The following is a 17647-nucleotide window of genomic DNA, read 5'->3' as shown; positions in this document are numbered from 1 at the left end:
TGGATGGCGCCCCGTGTGGCGGGTCCATCCTACCAAGAAAAGGCCTCTGGGAGCCGTCAGAACGGCCCTCTGGGGAGATATCTCGACTCGGGTGGAGTGATTTGTTTTCGCGGCCTCAGGCGCTCAGCCGTAGGTATCGCGGGGCCCGCGACCCGGCACCGAGCGGGGCCCGCGCTTCCAACTCGGTGCACCGGGTCCGCTGAAGCGAATGCTCGTCACCTGAGCATCCGGGTACCGGCGCAGAATCGTCGTGAGAATCTCGGCCCGCATGATGCGCAGCTGGGTCGCCCACGCGGTCGAATCGCACTGCACCGTGAGCACCCCCTCATCGATGCCGGCGGGCTCGGAATGCGCCGCGATGTCGACGCCGACAAGCTCGGGCCACGCCGTCAGCAACTCGCCGCGTGCGAGCGGCGACGACCAACCGAGCGTGCGGGTCATCGACTCGAGCACATCGCCGAGCCCGGACGGATCCCGACCCAGCCCGAACGGCGCGCTATCGCCCGGGATGCGCGTGGCGCGCTTGCGCGCGTCGGACGACCGCAGCGCGGGGTCGCCGAACACCCGCCGGAGTCGGCGGTAGACCGCGCTCGCCTCGCTCTCGGTCGGATCCCGGTCGTCGGCCTCGCTCACTCCGCCTCCTCCACGATCGCGCCGGCCGCGATGCCGATGCGGGTCGCGGCAAGGCGCTCGGGCACATCGCCCCCGACCGCCGCGGTGATGAGCACCTGCTCGAAGCCGCCCACGGCATCCGCCAGTCGCTCGCGGCGACCCTCGTCGAGCTCGGCGAAGACGTCATCGAGGATGAGCACGGGGTCGCCCGCGATCGCCTCGGCGCGCAGCACTTCGGCCGAGGCGAGCTTGAGGGCGAGCGCATACGACCAGCTCTCGCCGTGGCTCGCGTAGCCGCGCGCAGGAAGCCCGTTGAGCTCGAGCACGAGGTCGTCACGGTGCGGGCCGACGAGGGTGACCGCCCGGTCGAGTTCTGCACGGCGCCGATCGGCCAGTCTCGCTCGGAACCGCTCGGCGACGATCGCGGGATCAGCGATGATCTCGGGAGGGCTCGACTCGTCGTCCGAGTCGTCGACACTGAGCCGCAGGGCCATGCGCGTGCGGTGGTCGTCGCCCGCGACCGCGCTGTACGCGCGCGCCACATGCGGCCGCAGCGCTTCCACGAGATCCGCGCGCGCCATGATGAGCTCGGTACCGAGGCTCACGAGCCGCTCGTCCCAGACGTCGAGGGTCGTCAGGCTGTCAGCAGGAAGCCGAGAAGCGCGCGCCGACTTCAGGAGGGAGTTGCGCTGGCGCACGACCCGTTCGTAATCGGCGATGACCCCCGCGAAGCGGGGCGCTCGCTGCACGACGAGCGTGTCGAGGAATCCGCGGCGGACACCGGGGTCGCCGCGCACGAGCGCGAGATCCTCCGGAGCGAACACGACGCTGGCGAAGTACCGCGGGAGGTCGCGGAGGCGCACTCCCGATCCGTTGACCTGCGCGCGGTTCGGCGATGCCCGGTTGAGCTCGATCTCGATGACGGCGGCGCGCTCCTCATGCTGCACGCGCAAGCGCACGATGCCCGACTCGGCTCCGAAGCGGATGAGCGCCTGATCGCTCGACACGCGATGCGATGAGGCCGAGCCGGCATAGGCGATCGCCTCGACGAGATTCGTCTTGCCCTGACCGTTGCGCCCGACGAACAGCACGGCCCCGGGTCGCAGCGCCACGTCGGCGCGGGCGTAGTTGCGGAAGTCGGCGAGCGAGAGGTGCGTGACGTGCACGCGCGTCAGCGCAGCAGCAGATTGGGCTGCAGCAGATAGCGGTAGTTGTCGGCGCCGGGCTGGTCCTTCGACGACTGGCTTGTGATGAGCACCGGACCGGGCTTGTTTGGGTTGTCGGTCTTCGTGAACGAGATCCGAACGAACTCGCTGTGCACGGCGGAGAGGCCGTCGATGAGGAATTGCGGCTTGAGGGACACCGTCGTGTCACCGCCCGTGAGGTGCGCATCGATCGTCTCGGACGCCTGCGCGTTCTCGGAGCCGATGGCCTCGAGCGTCAGTCCGTCGTCGGAGAAGCTGTAGCGCAGTGCCGCGTCGCGCTCGAGCACGAGCTGCACGCGACGCGTCGACTCGATGAGCTCGGCGGTGTTCATGACGGCGTAGTTCTCGACCGACTCGGGGAACAGCCGCTTGACGGGCGGGAAGTTGCCCTTGATGAGCAGCGATGTCACGGTCTTCTGATCCGCCGAGAACGCGATGAGCTCGCGGTCGCCGCCGCTCACGATCGTGACCGTCACGGTCGCGGCGTGAGCGAAGATCTTGCCGATCTCCGAGAGGGTGCGCGAGGGCACGAGCGCGGTGACGCCCTCGGCGACAGCCGACGACTCCCAGTCGATCTCGCGGACGGCGACGCGGTAGCGATCGGTCGCGACGAGCGACAACCGGTTGTCAGCGATCTCGAGCTGCACTCCCGTGATGACCGGTGTGACGTCGTCGCGTGACGCGGCGACGGCGACCTGAGCCACAGCATCCGAGAACGCCTCGCCCGGCAGCACGCCGCTCGATCCGTCGACGACCGGCAGGCTCGGGTACTCCTCGACGGGCATGCTCGACAGCGTGAAGCGCGCCGAGCCGCAGCGCACCGCGATCTTGCCGTCGACGGTCGTGAACTCCACCGGGGCGTTCGGCAGGCGCGAGGCGATGTCGGCGAGCAGCCGGCCCGAGACGAGCACGGTTCCGCCGTCGGTAACGTCGGCGGTGATCGAGGTCTGCGCCGAGACCTCGTAGTCGAACGACGAGAGCGTGACGGTCGAGCCCTCGGCGCGCAGCAGCACACCGCTGAGGATCGGGAGCGTGGTGCGCTGCGGCAGGAGCTTGACGGCGAACGACACCGCTTCGCTGAACACGTCGCGATTGACCTGGAACTTCACGCGGCTCCCTCTCGGTCGACCCTGCCCGGCACCCGGGGCCTTCCATACTGGCACAGCGCGTGTGCGGGCGGTTGCCGGGCTTCGCTCCTCGAGAAGTTATCCCTCGTCATTCAGCGAAGAGAAGAAGAGAACACCATCATTAACCGCTGTTCACACTGTGGACAACCTCGGGAGAGGCGCGGAATGCGGCGGAACTACACGCGTGAAAGATGTGCACATCCGGGGGATGCGCGGCTCGCGCACCGGGGAGAACCCACCGGCGCCGCTGGTCTCTTTCACACCATCGAGGCGATCCTCAACATGTCATCCCCATGCGAGCGGCAAGTTATCCACAGGCTGTCCCCAGTGTGCGAAACGTGCAGTGAAGCTGGACGTTCGCTGATTCGAGCGACAAACCCCTAGCTGTAGCGGTGGTTCTGCTTGATGCGGCTCGTGAGCTCGGTGACCTGGTTGTAGATCGAGCGGCGCTCTTTCATGAGCTCGCTGATCTTCTTGTTGGCGTACATCACGGTCGTGTGGTCGCGGTTGCCGAAGAGCTTGCCGATCTGCGGCAACGACATGTTCGTCAGCTCTCGACACAGGTACATCGCGATCTGCCGCGCGGTGGCGACAGCCTGCGATCGCGATGAGCCGTAGAGGTCGTCGACGGTCAGCTTGAAGTACGACGCGGTGTGATTGATGATGTCGACCGGCTCGATGACGTTGTCGCCGTCGAGGGTGATGAGGTCCTTCATCACCGTCTGCACGAGCTGCATATCCACCGGCGTGCGGTTCAGGTTCGCGAACGCGGTCACCCGGATGAGCGTGCCCTCGAGCTCGCGGATGTTGCTCGACACCTTCGAGGCGATGTACTCGAGCACGTCATCCCGAACCTGCAGTTTGTCGTTCTGCGCCTTCTTGCGGAGGATCGCGATGCGCGTCTCGAGGTCGGGCGCCTGCACATCGGTGATGAGGCCCCACTCGAAGCGGCTGCGCATGCGGTCTTCGAAACCCGTCAAGTGCTTCGGGGGCAGGTCGCTCGTGATGACGACCTGCTTGTTGTGGTCGTGCAGCGTATTGAAGGTGTGGAAGAACGCTTCCTGCGTCGAGTCCTTTCCCTGCAGGAACTGGATGTCATCGATGAGCAGGATGTCGATCTCGCGGTAGCGCGACTGGAACAGGCTCGCGCGGTTGTTGGCGATCGAGTTGATGAAGTCGTTCGTGAACTCCTCGCTCGAGACGTACCGCACGCGGATTCCCGGGTAGAGGCTCTCGGCGTAGTGGCCGATCGCGTGCAGCAGGTGGGTCTTGCCGAGGCCCGACTCGCCGTAGACGAAGAGCGGGTTGTACGCCTTGGCAGGAGCCTCGGCCACGGCGACCGCTGCCGCGTGCGCGAACCGGTTCGACCCGCCGATGACGAAGTTGTCGAAGCTGTACTTGTCGTTGAGCCGGCTGTCTCCCCGTCGTCCCGATGCCTCGACCGCGGGCTGCGAGACGGACTGCTCGATGTACGAGGGGCTCTGCTCCATCGCGTCGGGCACGGCCTCGAGGCTCTCGGTCTGGATCTCGGGGTTCACGACGATCGCGAAGCTGGACACCGCTTCACCGTCCACCGTCGTGAGCGCGCTGAGGAGGGGCAGCCGGATGCGTTGCTCGAGCATGCCGCGCGTGAGTTCGTTCGGCACTTCGAGATAGAGGGTGCCGGCCATGACGCCACGCGGCTCGACCAGGTTGATGAAGCCGTGCAGCTGTGGGGTGATGCGATCGTCGGCGGTGAGCGCCGCCTTCACCGACTCCCAGAGGTCGCGCGGGGAATCGGTCTCGTCCGGCATCGTGACACTCCTCGACTGGTCGGTGCGGATGGGGAGCACTGCGGTGAACAGCGCTGTGGATAAGTCGCCGCAGCGCACCCTGCGATGCGGCGAGAAGACTGACGCCTACTGTAATCCGGCCCGGCGCGTCGATACCAACGGTCTGTGCACATGGTGTGGATAATGCGCGCCGGGTACCTCGTGGTTTGACCGCGCGGAGGTCGGGACCTATTGTTAACCGGTTGACTTCTGTCCGGACCTGACTCGCAGCGATCGGACATCCCTGATCCGTCGTCGCTGGCCCCTGGGGCCGAGGAGAGAACCATGACCAAGCGCACCTTCCAGCCGAACAACCGCCGTCGGGCCAAGGTTCACGGCTTCCGTCTGCGCATGCGCACCCGCGCTGGTCGCGCCATCCTCGCTGCGCGCCGCCGCAAGGGCCGCACCGAGCTCTCGGCGTAAGCACCCCCGTGCTCCCGCGAGCACACCGGGTCCTCCGAGCCGACGACTTCCGCCGGGCGGTGCGCCGCGGTTGCCGCACGGGCACTCCGCATGCCGTCGTGTACCGCGTGACGGGTGAGCCCGACGGGCCCCGGTTCGGCGTGATCGTGTCGAAGCAGGTCGGCGGAGCCGTGGTGCGCAATCGGGTGCGGCGCCGCATCCAATCGATCTGCGCCGGCGTGCTCGGCGAGGTGCCGGCCACCGACCTCATCGTCGTGCGGGCCCTTCCGGGCGCGCACGAGGTCTCGTGGGATACCCTGCGGGCTGAGATCGACGACGGCATGAGGCGGGCGGTGAGAGCAGCGTGAGCGAGACGGTGATCCGCGCCGCGCGCGTCGTCGCGCTCGTGCCGCGCAATCTCGTCATCATCGTGCTGCGCGCGTATCGCGCGATCATCTCGCCGCTGTACGGCGATGTCTGCCGTTACTACCCCAGCTGTTCGGCCTACGCCCTCGGCTCGGTGCAGGAGCACGGTGTCGTCAAGGGCGGATGGCTCGCCACCCGCCGCCTCGCCCGGTGCCACCCCTGGGCCGAGGGCGGTATCGACGACTGGCCCGTCACCCAGAACTCCCCCTACCGGCGCACCGCATGGGGCCTGATCGTGCTCGAGAGAAAGGCATAACCCGCCACCATGGACATCTTCGCCATCATCCTCTGGCCCATCAAGTGGGCCATCGAGGCGATCCTCGTCGGGTTCCACACCCTGTTCACGGCCATGGGCCTCGAGAGCGAGGCGGGTCTGACCTGGGTGCTGTCGATCGCCGGCCTCGTCGTCGTCGTGCGCGCCGCGCTCATTCCGATCTTCGTGCGCCAGATCAAGAACCAGCGCAAGATGCTCGAGATCTCGCCCGAGCTCAAGAAGATCCAGGACAAGTACAAGGGCAAGCGCGACCAGTTCTCGCGCGAGGCCATGTCGCGCGACACCATGGCCCTGTACAAGAAGCACGGCACCAACCCGCTCTCGTCGTGCCTGCCGATCCTGCTGCAGATGCCGATCTTCTTCGGGCTCTTCTCGGTGCTCAACAGCTCGTTCAACGGCTTCACGGGCGTCGGGCTGCTCAACGAGCAGCTCTCGCGCGAGTTCGGTCGCGCGACCCTCTTCGGCATTGCGCCGCTCGGTTCGACGATGGTCAACAATGACGGCAACGTCTGGGTCATCGTCATCGCCGCGGTGCTCATCGTCCTCATGACCGCGTCGCAGTTCATCACCCAGCTGCAGATCATGTCGAAGAACCAGAGCCCCGAGATGAAGGCGTCGCCGATGTACCGGCAGCAGCGCATCCTGCTCTACATCCTCCCCGTGGTGTTCCTCTTCTCGGGCGTGGCCTTCCCGCTCGGCGTGATGTTCTACTGGTTCGTGTCGAACATCTGGACGATGGTGCAGCAGTTCATCGTCATCCGGAACATGCCCACCCCCGGCAGCGACGCCGCGCTCGCGCGTGAGGCGCGCCTCGCGAAGAAGCGCCAGCGGCGCGGCATCGTCGACCCCGAGGCGGACGAGGCCGGCACGATCGCCGTCGAGGAGCCGAAGAAGACCCAGCGTCCCCAGCCGGTGAGCAAGAACCGCGCGAAGAAGAAGGGTGGTCGCTAGACCATGACCGACATCACCGAGCCCACCGTCGTCGACACGATCGAGATCGAGGACGACGCGACCGACTCCGCTGCTCTCGACGAGGGCGACATCGCGGCCGACTACCTCGAAGAGCTGCTCGACCTCGCCGATCTCGATGGGGACATCGAGATCGCGACGCGCGCCGGTCGCGTGTATCTCTCCATCGAGGCCGACGAGCCGGATGCCCTCCGCACGCTCTCGAAGCCCGACACCGTCTCGGCGCTGCAGGAGCTCACCCGGCTCGCGGTGCACGCGCGCACGGGCGAGTTCTCGCGGCTCATCCTCGACATCGCGGGGTCGCGCGATGCGCGGGCGGAGGAGCTGCAGCGCCTCGTCGACCGCGCCGTCGAGCGGATCGAGGCCGGGGCCGAGTCGGCCGCCCTGCCGCCCATGTCGAGCTACGAGCGCAAGCTCGTGCACGACCTCGTGGGCGAGCGCGGTCTGACGTCCGAGTCGGAGGGCGAGGGCGCCGAGCGCCACACCGTCATCCGTCGTGGCTGAGGACTCCCCCACCGTTTCACGTGAAACATCGCCCGTGATCCGGGCTGTGCCGGCGACTCCCCCGGTCATCGAGCCCGAGCCCGCGGCGGCTGCGGTGGTCTTCGGTGAGCAGTTGCCGATCGCTCGGCGCTTTGCCGCTGACCTCGCGCAGTACGGCGAGCAGCTCGGGCTCATCGGTCCACTCGAGGCCGCTCGCCTATGGTCGCGGCACATCATCAACTCGGCGGTCGTTGCTCCTTTCCTGCAGGACGGCGGCCGCGTCGCTGACGTCGGCAGCGGCGCCGGTCTGCCGGGGATGGTGCTGGCGATCGCGCGGCCCGACGTGCACGTCACCCTCATCGAGCCCATGGAGCGGCGCACCGACTGGCTGCGCGACGAGACCGCCCGACTGGGCCTCGCGAATGTCACGGTGCTGCGGGCTCGAGCGGAGGAGGCCGTGGAGGCCGGACCGTTCGATCAGGTGACCGCTCGAGCCGTGAGCGCGCTGCGCACGCTCGTGCCCATCACGGCGCCGCTCGTGCGGGATGGGGGGGAGCTCATCTTCCTCAAGGGGGCGAGGATCGCGGAGGAGATCGCCGCGGCCTCGGCCGTGCTGCGGCGACACCGCATCCGCGATGCCGAGGTGCTGGAGCTCGGCGAGGGGCTCGTGCCGGAAGTGACCCGGCTGTTTCGGGCTACAGTAGGCGGGACATCCTGACCGGTCGCGTCTCATCGCGCCGCGGGAGCCCCGTGACGAGCGTCGTTCAGCGGCGCACGTTTCACGTGAAACATTCGAGCAGGAGGCTCATCTGTGACGACCGCGGGACCGTATGACGAGACCACGCCACTGGCGCGTGAGGTCGCGGAGATCACCCGCCGCCGCATCGCGCTGGAGGGCACGGAGCTGCCGCTGCCGTCGACGACGCGCGTCATCACCGTCTCGAACCAGAAGGGCGGCGTCGGCAAGACGACCACCACGGTCAACCTCGCCGCAGCACTCGCACGCAGCGGCGCGCGCGTGCTCGTCATCGACCTCGACCCGCAGGGCAACGCGTCGACCGCGCTCGGTGTCGAGCACCGCGCCGACACCCCGAGCGTCTACGACGTGGTCGTGGGCGACTCCCCCCTCGCCGACGTCGTGCAGAAGAGCCCGGAGTTCGCGCAGCTCTACTGCGTGCCCGCGACGATCCACCTCGCCGGCGCCGAGATCGAGCTCGTGTCGCTCGTCGCGCGCGAGCAGCGGCTGCGCACGGCGCTCGACGCCTTCCTCGCCGCGAGCAGCGAGCCGTTCCACTACGTCTTCATCGACTGCCCGCCCTCGCTCGGGCTGCTCACGATCAACGCCTTCGTCGCGGCCCGCGAAGTGCTCATCCCCATCCAGTGCGAGTACTACGCCCTCGAGGGACTGAGCCAGTTGCTCAACAGCATCCAGCTCATCGAGCGGCACCTGAACCCGCAGCTGCGCGTCTCGACGATCCTGCTCACGATGTATGACTCACGCACCAATCTCGCGAACCAGGTCGTGCAGGACGTGCGCGAGCACTTCCCCGAGCAGGTGCTCAACACCCTCATCCCCCGCTCGGTGCGCATCAGCGAGGCCCCGAGCTACGGCCAGAGCGTCATCAGCTACGACGAGGGCTCGCCCGGGTCGCTGTCGTACCTCGAGGCTGCCGCCGAGATCGCCCGCCGAGGAGAGGCCGCCTGATGGCTCAGAAGCGCACCGGACTGGGCCGCGGCATCGGCGCCCTCATCCCCACCGGCGAGGGCGACCGGCCCGTCGACGTGTTCTTCCCCTCCCCCGCGCCGACCGCGGGCGAGCAGCTCGAGGTCGTGCCCGGAGCTCGGCTCGCGGCGATCGCCCCGAGCGACATCGTGCCCAACCCGCAACAGCCCCGCACCGAGTTCCGCGAGGAGGAGCTCGCCGAGCTCGTCCACTCCGTGCGCGAGTTCGGGGTGCTGCAGCCGATCGTCGTGCGCGAGCGCGCCGGGGCTCAGCCGGGCGAGCCCGCCTACGAGCTCATCATGGGTGAGCGCCGGCTGCGGGCATCCACGATCGCTGGCCTCGAGGCGATCCCCGCGATCGTGCGCAACACGAGCGACGACAACATGCTGCGGGATGCGCTGCTCGAGAACCTGCATCGTGCGCAGCTCAACGCGCTCGAGGAGGCGAGCGCGTACCAGCAGCTGCTCGAAGACTTCGGCATCACGCAAGAGCAGCTCGCCGAGCGACTCGGCCGCTCGCGCCCGCAGATCACCAACACCCTGCGCCTGCTCAAGCTGCCGGAGTCGGTGCAGAGCCGCGTCGCAGCGGGCGTGCTGACGCCCGGCCACGCCCGCGCCATCCTCGCGGCCGGCAGCCCCGCCGCGATGCTCAAGCTCTCGGACAAGATCGTCAACGAAGAGCTCTCGGTGCGGCAGGCCGAGGCGGCCGCGGCGCTGCTGAGCGGGGCGACGCCCGGCGCGAAGGTCGCCCGCAAGCCCGCCGCCGGGTCGAAGCAGGGTCAGCTCAACGAGATCGCCGAGCGCCTCGGCGACCGGCTCAACACGCGCGTGTCGATCTCGCTCGGCCAGAAGAAGGGGTCGCTCGTCATCGACTTCGCGACCGTGGCCGACCTCAACCGCATTCTCGGCGAACTCGGCGACGAGGGGTTCCGCTAGCGCGTACTGTCAGCGAGCGCTCTAGCGCCGCGCGTCGCGCACGGCCGCCTGGGCGAGCTCCGCATAGACCCAGCCCACGTCATGGCCCGCGGCTTCGAGCGCGAGCGCGAACGTCGAGGTCTCGGTGAGCCCGGGCATGACGCTCGCCTCGAGAAACCACGGCGTTCCTGCGCCGTCGATGATGAGGTCGATGCGGCTGATGTGCCGGAGGCCGAGCGCACGGTGCGCCGCGAGCGCGACCTCGGTCGCGCGAGCGGCCGTGGCCTCGTCGATGCGCGCGGGCGCGTAGAAGCGCGTCTCCCCCGCGTTGTAGCGCGCCTCGAACCCGTAGACGCCCGACAGCGGCTCGATCTCGACCGCGGGCAGAGCGACGGGGCCATCGCCGGTGTCGATGATGCCGATGGCCACCTCGACGCCCGTGATGCGCTGCTCGATGAGCGCGACATCGCAGTACGTGTAGGCGAGCACCATCGCGCGCCGCAGCTCGTCATCGGTGTCGACGAGGCTGACGCCCTGCGCCGAGCCGCCCTGCGCGGGCTTGACCGCGACGGGCGGAGGCAGCTCACCGCGCACGACGGCGAGCACGCTCTCGGCGCCCAGCTCACGGAAGGCGTCGCGCGTCAGCGCGATCGAGTGCGGCGTGGGTACTCCCGCACGCTCGACGATGGTTTTCGCACGCGGCTTGTCCCACGCGAGCCGCGTCGCGCTCGCGGAGGATCCGACGTAGGGCAGTCCCATGAACTCGAGCAGGCTGCGCAGCGCGCCGTCCTCACCGCTCGCCCCGTGCAGCGTCGGCCACACGACGTCGGGCCGATCGGCGAGCAGCGCGGGCAGCAGCGCGGCGTCAGGGTCGAGCAGGGTGACCTCGAGCCCGTGCGCGGCGAGGCCGTCGGCGACGCGGCGCCCCGACTTGAGCGAGATGTCGCGCTCGTGCGAGATGCCGCCGGCGAGCACGACGACGCGCCGGGCAGGTGCGGGGGTGTCGGTCATCGGCGCAGCATCCGTGCTCATGAGAGGTTCGGCGGCGGGCTCGCCACGTGGGGGTCGTAGGCGACGGCCGTGATGGGGCCCGTGGGAGAGAAGGTCTCGAGCAGCTCCTGCTCGCCCCGGACCACGGTGGCGAGGCGGCGGATGCCCTCGCGGATCTCGGCGGGCGGCGGATAGCAGAATGCCAGCCGCAGGTGGCCGCGGCCCGAGCCGTCGGCGAAGAAGGCGGTGCCGGGCGTGTAGGCGACGAGCTCTTTGACGGCGCGCGGCAGCATCGCCTTCGAGTCGAGGCCGTCGGTGAGCGTGACCCAGACGTAGAAGCCCCCGTTGGGCATCGTCCAGCTGAGGTCGGGCAGGTACTGCTCGAGCGCCTCGATCATGGCGTCGCGACGCTCGCGGTAGAGACCGCGGAACACGTCGATCTGCCCGCGCCAGTCGGCCTGGTCGAGGTAGTCGCTGATGACCATCTGGTTGAGCGAGCTCGGGCTGAGGATGGCCGCCTCGGCCGCGAGCACGAGCTTCTCGCGGATGGCGTGCGGGGCGAGCGCCCAGCCGACGCGGAACCCGGGGGCGAGGGTCTTCGAGAACGAGCCGAGGTACACGATGCCGTCGGTCTCGACGCTGCGCATCGCGGCGGGGGCCGGTCGATCGAACCACAACAACCCATAAGGGTTGTCTTCAAGAATCAGGATGCCCGCACTCCGCGCGATATCGATGATCTCGAGGCGGCGCGCGCTCGAGAGCGTCACGCCCGCGGGATTGTGGAAGTTCGGGATGAGGTAGAGCAGCTTGAGCCGCTTGCCCGCCGCCCGCAGCGAGGCGATGCGCTCCGTGAGCGCCGCGGGGATCATGCCGTCGGCATCCATCGCGATGTGGGCGACCTCGGCCTGGTACGAGCGGAAGATGCCCATCGCACCGACGTACGACGGCGACTCGGCGAGCACGACGTCACCGGGGTCGAGGAAGAGCTTGGCGACGAGGTCGAGCGCCTGCTGCGAGCCCGTCGTGACGACGACGTCGTCGACGCCGGCACGGATGCCCTCGAGGGCCATGATCTCGAGAATGTGCTCCCGCAGCTCGGGCGTGCCCTGCCCCGAGCCGTACTGCAGGGCCGTCGCGCCCCGGTCGCGCATGACGCGATCCATCGACTCGGTGATCGTCGGCAACGGCAGGGCCGACACGTAGGGCATGCCGCCCGCGAGCGAGACGACCTCGGGGCGCGAGGCCACCGCGAAGAGCGCGCGCACCTCGGAGGCGCTCAGCCCCGAGGTGCGGTCGGCGTAGTGGCCGTACCACGGGTCGAGGTTGGTGCCCTCGCGGGAGATCGTCATGCTGTGCCCGTTCTCGATGTCGGCATGCGGCCGGTGCGGTGCGGTGCGGTGCGACGCGGCGGACGGACCCCCGGAGCACGTGCGATCAAGAATACGGGCCGAATGCGCAGAAGCCCGCCCCCGCATCGGGGGACGGGCTTCTCAGCGGGGGTCGCTCAGACCAGGAACTCGGCCAGGTCGGCCTCGAGCGCGGGCTTGGGCTTGGCGCCGATGACGGTCTTGACGACCTCGCCGCCGCGGAACACCTTCATGGCCGGGATCGAGGTGATCTGGTACTTCATGGCCGTCTCGGGGTTGGCGTCGACGTCGAGCTTGACGATCTCGAGCTTGTCGGGGTGCTCGGCGGCGATCGCGTCGAGGATCGGCGAGACGGCGCGGCACGGGCCGCACCACTCCGCCCAGAAGTCGACCATGATCGTCTTCTCGTTCTTCAGCACCTCGGCTTCGAAGGTGGCGTCGGTGACATCGCGCGTGCTCATGGGTTCTCCTTGTCGGTCGTCGGTCGGATCAGACCGCGGTGGCCGCGGCGCGGCTCGCATCGTGCACGGTCTCGAGGTAGTGCTGGGCGTCGAGAGCAGCCACCGTGCCGCTGCCGGCCGCGGTGATCGCCTGCTTGTAGGTGGGGTCGACGACATCGCCCGCGGCGAAGACGCCCGGCAGGCTCGTGCGCGACGAGCGGCCATCCACCGCGATCGTGCCCTGCTCGGTGAGCTCGAGCACGCCGTGCACCAGGTGCGTGCGCGGGTCGGCGCCGATCGCGACGAAGACGCCCTGCACGTCGAGCGTGCGCTGCTCGCCGGTGACGGTGTCGACGAGGCCGATGCCCGACACGAGGTCGGTGCCGAAGATCTGCTCGACGCGCGTGTTCATGACGAACTCGATCTTCTCGTCGGCCTTGGCGCGATCCAGCATCGCCGCGGAAGCGCGGAAGCTCTCGCTGCGGTGGATGAGGTACACCTTGTCGACGAAGCGCGTGAGGAACGTGGCCTCTTCCATCGCCGAGTCGCCGCCGCCGATCACGGCGACGGTCTTCTGCCGGAAGAAGGCGCCGTCGCACGTCGCGCACCACGAGACGCCGTAGCCGCTCAGGCGGTCCTCGTCGGGCAGGCCGAGCTTGCGGTAGGCCGAGCCCGTCGCGTAGATGACCGCGTGGGCCTCGTGGCGGTCGCCGTTGCCGAGCGTCACGGCCTTGACCGGTCCGTCGAGCTCGAGCGACACGACGTCGTCGTAGACGATCTCGGCACCGAAGCGCTCAGCCTGCTGCTGCATGCGCGTCATGAGGTCGGGACCCATGATGCCCTCGGGGAACCCGGGGAAGTTCTCGACCTCGGTGGTCTTCATGAGCTCGCCGCCGAACTCGACCGAGCTCGCGATGACGAGCGGTGCGAGGTTGGCGCGCGCGGCGTAGATCGCCGCGGTGTACCCGGCGGGGCCGGAGCCGATGATGATGACGTGGCGCATGATTCCCCTTGCGGTCGGCGTGTGCCGTGCGGTCGCCGCCCGCACGGGCGGCAGCAGTGACAACCCAGTCTAGGTCGGCGGTATTCCGCGGACGGCCCGCGTTCAGCCGCTGTTCACCCGTCGTCAGCGTCGCAGGCGGCGGATGATCGGCTCGGTGATCGCCGTGAACTCGGGCAGACGCAGCAGGGCGAGCACGCCCGCGTAGACGAGCGTCATGGCCGCGGCGATGGCGAGCATCGTGAGCACGGCCGCACCCTCGCCGGATCGCGCCCAGCCGTCGAGGGCGAAGGCGCCGAGCGGCCAGCCGACGAGCACGCCCGCGACGCTCGCGGGGATGGCGGCGAGCGCGTACTGCCCGAAGCGCGTGAGCACGTGCCGGCCGTCGACCCCGTCGAGCCGGCGGCGCAGCAGCAGCACCCCGAGGAGCGTCTGCGCCGTGCCCGCGAGCGAGGTGACGAGCGCGATGCCGACGGCGATCATGCCGGTCGGCAGGGTCGCGACGACGGCTGCGCCCGAGACGAAGAGGCCCGCCTGCGCCAACTGGATGAAGAAGGGCGTGCGCGTGTCGCCGAGCGCATAGAACACGCGCTGCACGACGAAGAGCACGGTGAACGGGATGAGCCCGAGCACGAAGGCGACGATCACGCGGGCCATGCCGTCGATGACCTCGGGCGTGCCGCCGAAGAGCCGCGCGAAGGGGCCAGCGACCACGAGCAGTCCGACCGTCGCGAGCACCATGATCATGAGGATGCGCCGCAACGACTCGCTGACATCGGCCCGCACGGCATCGCGGTCGTCGTCGCGCGCGTGCGCGCTCATGCGCGTGAAGTACGCGGTGGCGAGTGACACGGTCACGACGGAGTGCGGCAGCATGAAGATGAGCCACGAGAAGCGCAGCACGGCCAGCGAGGGCTCGCCGCCCGCTGCGGAGAGCGAGGCGACGTTGGCCTGCACGATGCCGGCGAGCTGCGTGACGATGACCATGCCGAACACCCAGCCGGCCGCGCGCCCCGTCGCGCCGAGGCCGACGCCCCGCCAGCGGAAGTCGGGCCGGTAGCGCAGCCCGGCCCGACGCCAGAAGGCGAACAGCACGAGGGCCTGCACGGCGATGCCGAGCGTCGCCGAGCCCGCGAGCACCGCGATCATCGCGGGGGTCCAGGCGGTCGCGACCGTCACATCCTCGGAGAACAGCACCGTGAAGGCGATGAGGCCGATGATCGCGACGACGTTGTTGAGCGCGGGCGCCCAGGTGAAGGGCCCGAAGACGCGCCGCGCGTTGAGCACTTCGCCGAGCAGCGCGTAGACCGCGTAGAAGAGCACTTGCGGCAGGCACCAGTAGGCGAAGGCGACGGCGAGGGCGAGCTCGTCGTCGGTGAAGCCCCGGCCGCCGTCGACCGACTGCTGCGCGTAGAGCGAGACGAGCAGGGGCGCCGCGAGCGTCGCGATGACCGCGGCGGCGAGGAACACGACGAGGCCGAGCGTGACGAGCCGGTTGATGAACCGCTGCCCGCCATCGTCGTGCAGCGCGGCCTTGACGATCTGCGGCACGAGCACGGCACTCAGCACACCGCCCGCGACGATCGCATAGATGTTGTTCGGCAGCTGGTTCGCGAGCGCGAAGGCGTCAGCGCCGGCGCCGACGGTGCCGATCGTCTGGGCCAGCACGACGGCGCTCACGAAGCCGAGCAGGCGCGAGACGATCGTGCCCGAGGCGAGCATCATGCTCGCGCGGCCGATGCCGCCGCTCTCGCGATCGGTCACGAGGCGTCCTGCGGCTCGACGACCGCGTCGTCGCTCGGCGCGCGGCGGCGCCGCTTGCGCACGTCGCGCACGATGCCGACGACGAGCAGGGCGAGCAGCGCGATGGCCACGGTGATCGTGCCCGCGGTCTCCCACCCGGCCTGCAGGTTGAGCGAGACGCGCGTGGGGGTTCCGATCACGCGGGCCTCCGCATCCCGCACCGTGACCGTGATGTCGACCTGCCCGTTCGTGAGCGATTCGACGGGAACGCGCGCGCGTGTCTGCGACCGCGGCTCGACGAGCGTCTCGACCCGCCCGTCGACCACGCGCAGCTGCGCCGTGTCGGGTTCGACGCGCACGAACACCCGCACCGGCACGTCGAGGTCGTTCTGCACGGTGACGGGCAGCGAGGCGCGGTCGGCGAGCAGCGTGATCGCGCTGCTCTCGACGACCTGCACCGAGGCCCGCAGGGCGGTCGAGTCCGTGACGAAGCCGCGCAGCGCCTCCGTCGAGCGGTCGCCCCAGCCCTGCGAGAGCGCCGCGAGCAGTTCGAGGCGGCGGATGTCGGTGATCGCCGTCGGAGTCACGGCGATGCTCGCGAACACCCGGTCGGCGGCCTCGGCCTCGAGCGCTGTGCGCACCGCCTGCGCGCGCGCATCGTCGGCGGCTTCCGCGTCGACGACGGCGTCGACCGCCGGGCGGGTGAGCGCGGCCGAGGCCTCGGCCCCGCGCGCCCACGGCAGGGCAACGGTCTGGGCGATCGTGTCGATGAGGCGATCGGTGCCCGCGAGCTGCTCACGGCTCAGGGCGATGAGGGTCGGGATGCCCGGCTCGGCCGCCGCCGTCGCGGCGAGCATCGCCGACACGCGCGCCATCGACCGGTCGAAGCGCTGCTGCGAGTCGGCGAGGCTCGCGTCGCGAGCGGATGCCGCGAGGGCGTCGTCGGCCCGCAGCAGGTGCACGTCGGCGGTGCGCTGCACGGGCTCGGCGCTGCCGAGCGCCGCCGCGGGGGCGATGAGCACCTCCGTGCCCGCCTCGGCGAGCACCGGAAGCCCCTCGGTGGCGAGGGCGCCGTGGTCGAGCCAGCTCCAGCCCTCGAGCGTCGCCGGCCAGTCGGTGAGCTCGTCGAGCGTGACGGTCGGCCCGGGCTCGGGGCTCGGGCTGGGGCTCGCCCCCTCCTCGCCCGTGACGGCGGGGTCGACGAGGCCCGTGCCCTCGGGCGCGGGCAGCGCGATGCCCTGCGCGGCGATCGTCGCGAGCGGGTCGGCGTCGGCCCACGGCAGCAGGAAGGTCTCATTGGGCGCGAGCGACAGCCGCCCGAGGAACGCCGTGGCGCTCGCGGGGGCCTCGGCGCCGAGCCGGCGGATGGAGGCGATGATGCGCGGGTCGATCGCGAGCAGCACGGGCCGGCCGGCCACCGCGTCGAGGGTGCGCGTGAGCGCTCCGGCCTCGCCCGTGTATGCCGCGAGCGTCTCGGCATCGAGGAACGCTGCGCGCTCGCCGGGCGTCGCGATCGCGGCGACGAAGGTCGTCGCCGCCTCGGGGGCCGTCGTGCCGCTCGGCACCCAGACGATCGCCGTGCGGTCGACGGCGACGACCGTGTCGTCGATGGCGGCGCGCACGGTCGCGAGACGCGCGCCGAAGGCCCCGCTCAGCAGGCCGCGCTCGGCGGGCACGATGAGGTCGAGCACCGCACTCGCGCCGGGATCGAGCGACGAGAGCGTCGCCGAGGCGGCACGGCGGTCGGCACTCGCGACCGTCGCTCCGTCGAACCACGCGGCGAGCTCGGTGCTCGACGCCGTGCGGGCTCCGTCGAGACCGAGCGCCACGACGATGCCGCCCGTCGGCTCGGTGCCCGTGTTCGTGACGGTCACGCGCACGCTCAGGTCGTCGCCGGCGCGCACGATCCCGGTCGCGGCCGGCGCGGCGAGCAGGTCGACCGCCAACCCCTCCGCGGCGTCGCTCGTCGCGGCGCGTGCACCGCCGCCGAGTGCGTCTCCGACCCCGAGCGGGGGCAGGGGCGCGATGGCGATCGCGGCGCCGAGCACGAGACCGAGCGCGACCCCGAGTGCGGTGACGATGCTCGCGCGGGTCATCGGGAGGAGGGCGGGGCGGGCTGCTCGTTCCCGCTCGGCCGACATGGGGGAAGTCTAGACTCTGG

The 17647-nt window shown here is 70.0% G+C and carries 18 protein-coding genes; 8 read left to right on the top strand and 10 right to left on the bottom strand.

All coding sequences use genetic code 11. The features are described 5' to 3' along the window. Positions 1–123: 123 nt before the first annotated feature. The 4 genes from NNL39_RS05170 to dnaA form a co-directional block, all read right to left on the bottom strand. Positions 124–633 (bottom strand): DUF721 domain-containing protein, encoded by a 510-nt coding sequence (locus NNL39_RS05170; protein ID WP_255160625.1) that lies wholly within the window; start codon positions 631–633, stop codon positions 124–126. Then, positions 630–1778 (bottom strand): DNA replication/repair protein RecF, encoded by a 1149-nt coding sequence (recF, locus tag NNL39_RS05165; protein WP_255160624.1) that lies wholly within the window; start codon positions 1776–1778, stop codon positions 630–632. The genes NNL39_RS05170 and recF overlap by 4 nt, the downstream gene beginning before the upstream one ends. A gap of 5 nt (positions 1779–1783) precedes the next feature. Further along, a complete protein-coding gene (gene dnaN / locus NNL39_RS05160; protein WP_255160623.1) occupies positions 1784–2926 on the bottom strand; it encodes a DNA polymerase III subunit beta in 1143 nt (380 codons plus the stop codon). A 398-nt stretch (positions 2927–3324) separates the two neighbouring features. Further along, positions 3325–4737: a chromosomal replication initiator protein DnaA gene (gene dnaA, locus NNL39_RS05155; protein WP_255160622.1), complete on the bottom strand. Its 1413-nt coding sequence runs from the start codon at positions 4735–4737 to the stop codon at positions 3325–3327. Positions 4738–5040: 303 nt separating this feature from the next. Here dnaA and rpmH point away from each other — a divergent pair, with 303 nt between their 5' ends. The 8 genes from rpmH to NNL39_RS05115 all read left to right on the top strand — a co-directional run bounded on the left by rpmH (position 5041) and on the right by NNL39_RS05115 (position 9967). Further along, on the top strand, positions 5041–5178 hold the full coding sequence (gene rpmH, locus NNL39_RS05150; RefSeq protein ID WP_199224450.1) for a 50S ribosomal protein L34: 138 nt from the start codon (positions 5041–5043) through the stop codon (positions 5176–5178). An 8-nt stretch (positions 5179–5186) separates the two neighbouring features. Further along, positions 5187–5525 carry a ribonuclease P protein component gene (gene rnpA / locus NNL39_RS05145; protein ID WP_255160621.1) on the top strand — a complete coding sequence of 113 codons (339 nt, stop codon included), beginning with the start codon at positions 5187–5189 and terminating at the stop codon, positions 5523–5525. 8 nt (positions 5526–5533) lie between these two features. Beyond that, positions 5534–5839, top strand: coding sequence for a membrane protein insertion efficiency factor YidD (gene yidD, locus NNL39_RS05140; RefSeq protein WP_407665163.1), 306 nt, complete (start codon positions 5534–5536; stop codon positions 5837–5839). Between the two features lie 9 nt (positions 5840–5848). Beyond that, a complete protein-coding gene (gene yidC, locus NNL39_RS05135) occupies positions 5849–6808 on the top strand; it encodes a membrane protein insertase YidC (protein WP_255160619.1) in 960 nt (319 codons plus the stop codon). A gap of 3 nt (positions 6809–6811) precedes the next feature. Beyond that, on the top strand, positions 6812–7330 hold the full coding sequence (locus tag NNL39_RS05130; protein WP_255160618.1) for a Jag family protein: 519 nt from the start codon (positions 6812–6814) through the stop codon (positions 7328–7330). A 34-nt stretch (positions 7331–7364) separates the two neighbouring features. Then, positions 7365–8027, top strand: coding sequence for a 16S rRNA (guanine(527)-N(7))-methyltransferase RsmG (rsmG, locus tag NNL39_RS05125; RefSeq protein WP_255160617.1), 663 nt, complete (start codon positions 7365–7367; stop codon positions 8025–8027). Between the two features lie 93 nt (positions 8028–8120). Beyond that, the gene (locus NNL39_RS05120; protein WP_322972928.1) at positions 8121–9014 is read left to right on the top strand and encodes a ParA family protein; all 894 of its coding nucleotides are present in this window, start codon (positions 8121–8123) and stop codon (positions 9012–9014) included. Beyond that, entirely contained in the window at positions 9014–9967 is a 954-nt protein-coding gene (locus NNL39_RS05115) for a ParB/RepB/Spo0J family partition protein (protein ID WP_255160616.1), read from the top strand. The genes NNL39_RS05120 and NNL39_RS05115 overlap by 1 nt, the downstream gene beginning before the upstream one ends. A 21-nt stretch (positions 9968–9988) precedes the next feature. Here NNL39_RS05115 and NNL39_RS05110 read toward each other — a convergent pair whose 3' ends face one another. From NNL39_RS05110 to NNL39_RS05085, 6 genes are all read right to left on the bottom strand, one after another. Continuing rightward, positions 9989–10957: a D-alanine--D-alanine ligase family protein gene (locus NNL39_RS05110; RefSeq protein ID WP_255160615.1), complete on the bottom strand. Its 969-nt coding sequence runs from the start codon at positions 10955–10957 to the stop codon at positions 9989–9991. Positions 10958–10974: 17 nt separating this feature from the next. After that, positions 10975–12285 carry an aminotransferase-like domain-containing protein gene (locus NNL39_RS05105; protein WP_255160614.1) on the bottom strand — a complete coding sequence of 437 codons (1311 nt, stop codon included), beginning with the start codon at positions 12283–12285 and terminating at the stop codon, positions 10975–10977. Positions 12286–12440: 155 nt separating this feature from the next. Next, a complete protein-coding gene (gene trxA / locus NNL39_RS05100) occupies positions 12441–12764 on the bottom strand; it encodes a thioredoxin (protein WP_255160613.1) in 324 nt (107 codons plus the stop codon). 28 nt (positions 12765–12792) lie between these two features. After that, complete coding sequence (trxB, locus tag NNL39_RS05095; RefSeq protein ID WP_255160612.1) at positions 12793–13746, bottom strand: thioredoxin-disulfide reductase; 954 nt, start codon at positions 13744–13746, stop codon at positions 12793–12795. Between the two features lie 123 nt (positions 13747–13869). Next, entirely contained in the window at positions 13870–15507 is a 1638-nt protein-coding gene (murJ, locus tag NNL39_RS05090) for a murein biosynthesis integral membrane protein MurJ (protein ID WP_255160611.1), read from the bottom strand. Then, on the bottom strand, positions 15504–17627 hold the full coding sequence (locus NNL39_RS05085) for a DUF6049 family protein (protein ID WP_255160610.1): 2124 nt from the start codon (positions 17625–17627) through the stop codon (positions 15504–15506). Before NNL39_RS05085 ends, murJ begins: the two co-directional genes overlap by 4 nt. Positions 17628–17647 lie beyond the last annotated feature (20 nt).

Source organism: Microcella humidisoli, from assembly GCF_024362325.1.
Classification (GTDB): domain Bacteria; phylum Actinomycetota; class Actinomycetes; order Actinomycetales; family Microbacteriaceae; genus Microcella; species Microcella humidisoli.
Note: the sequence above shows the minus strand (reverse complement) of the source record. Positions and strands in the feature narration are given on the sequence as shown.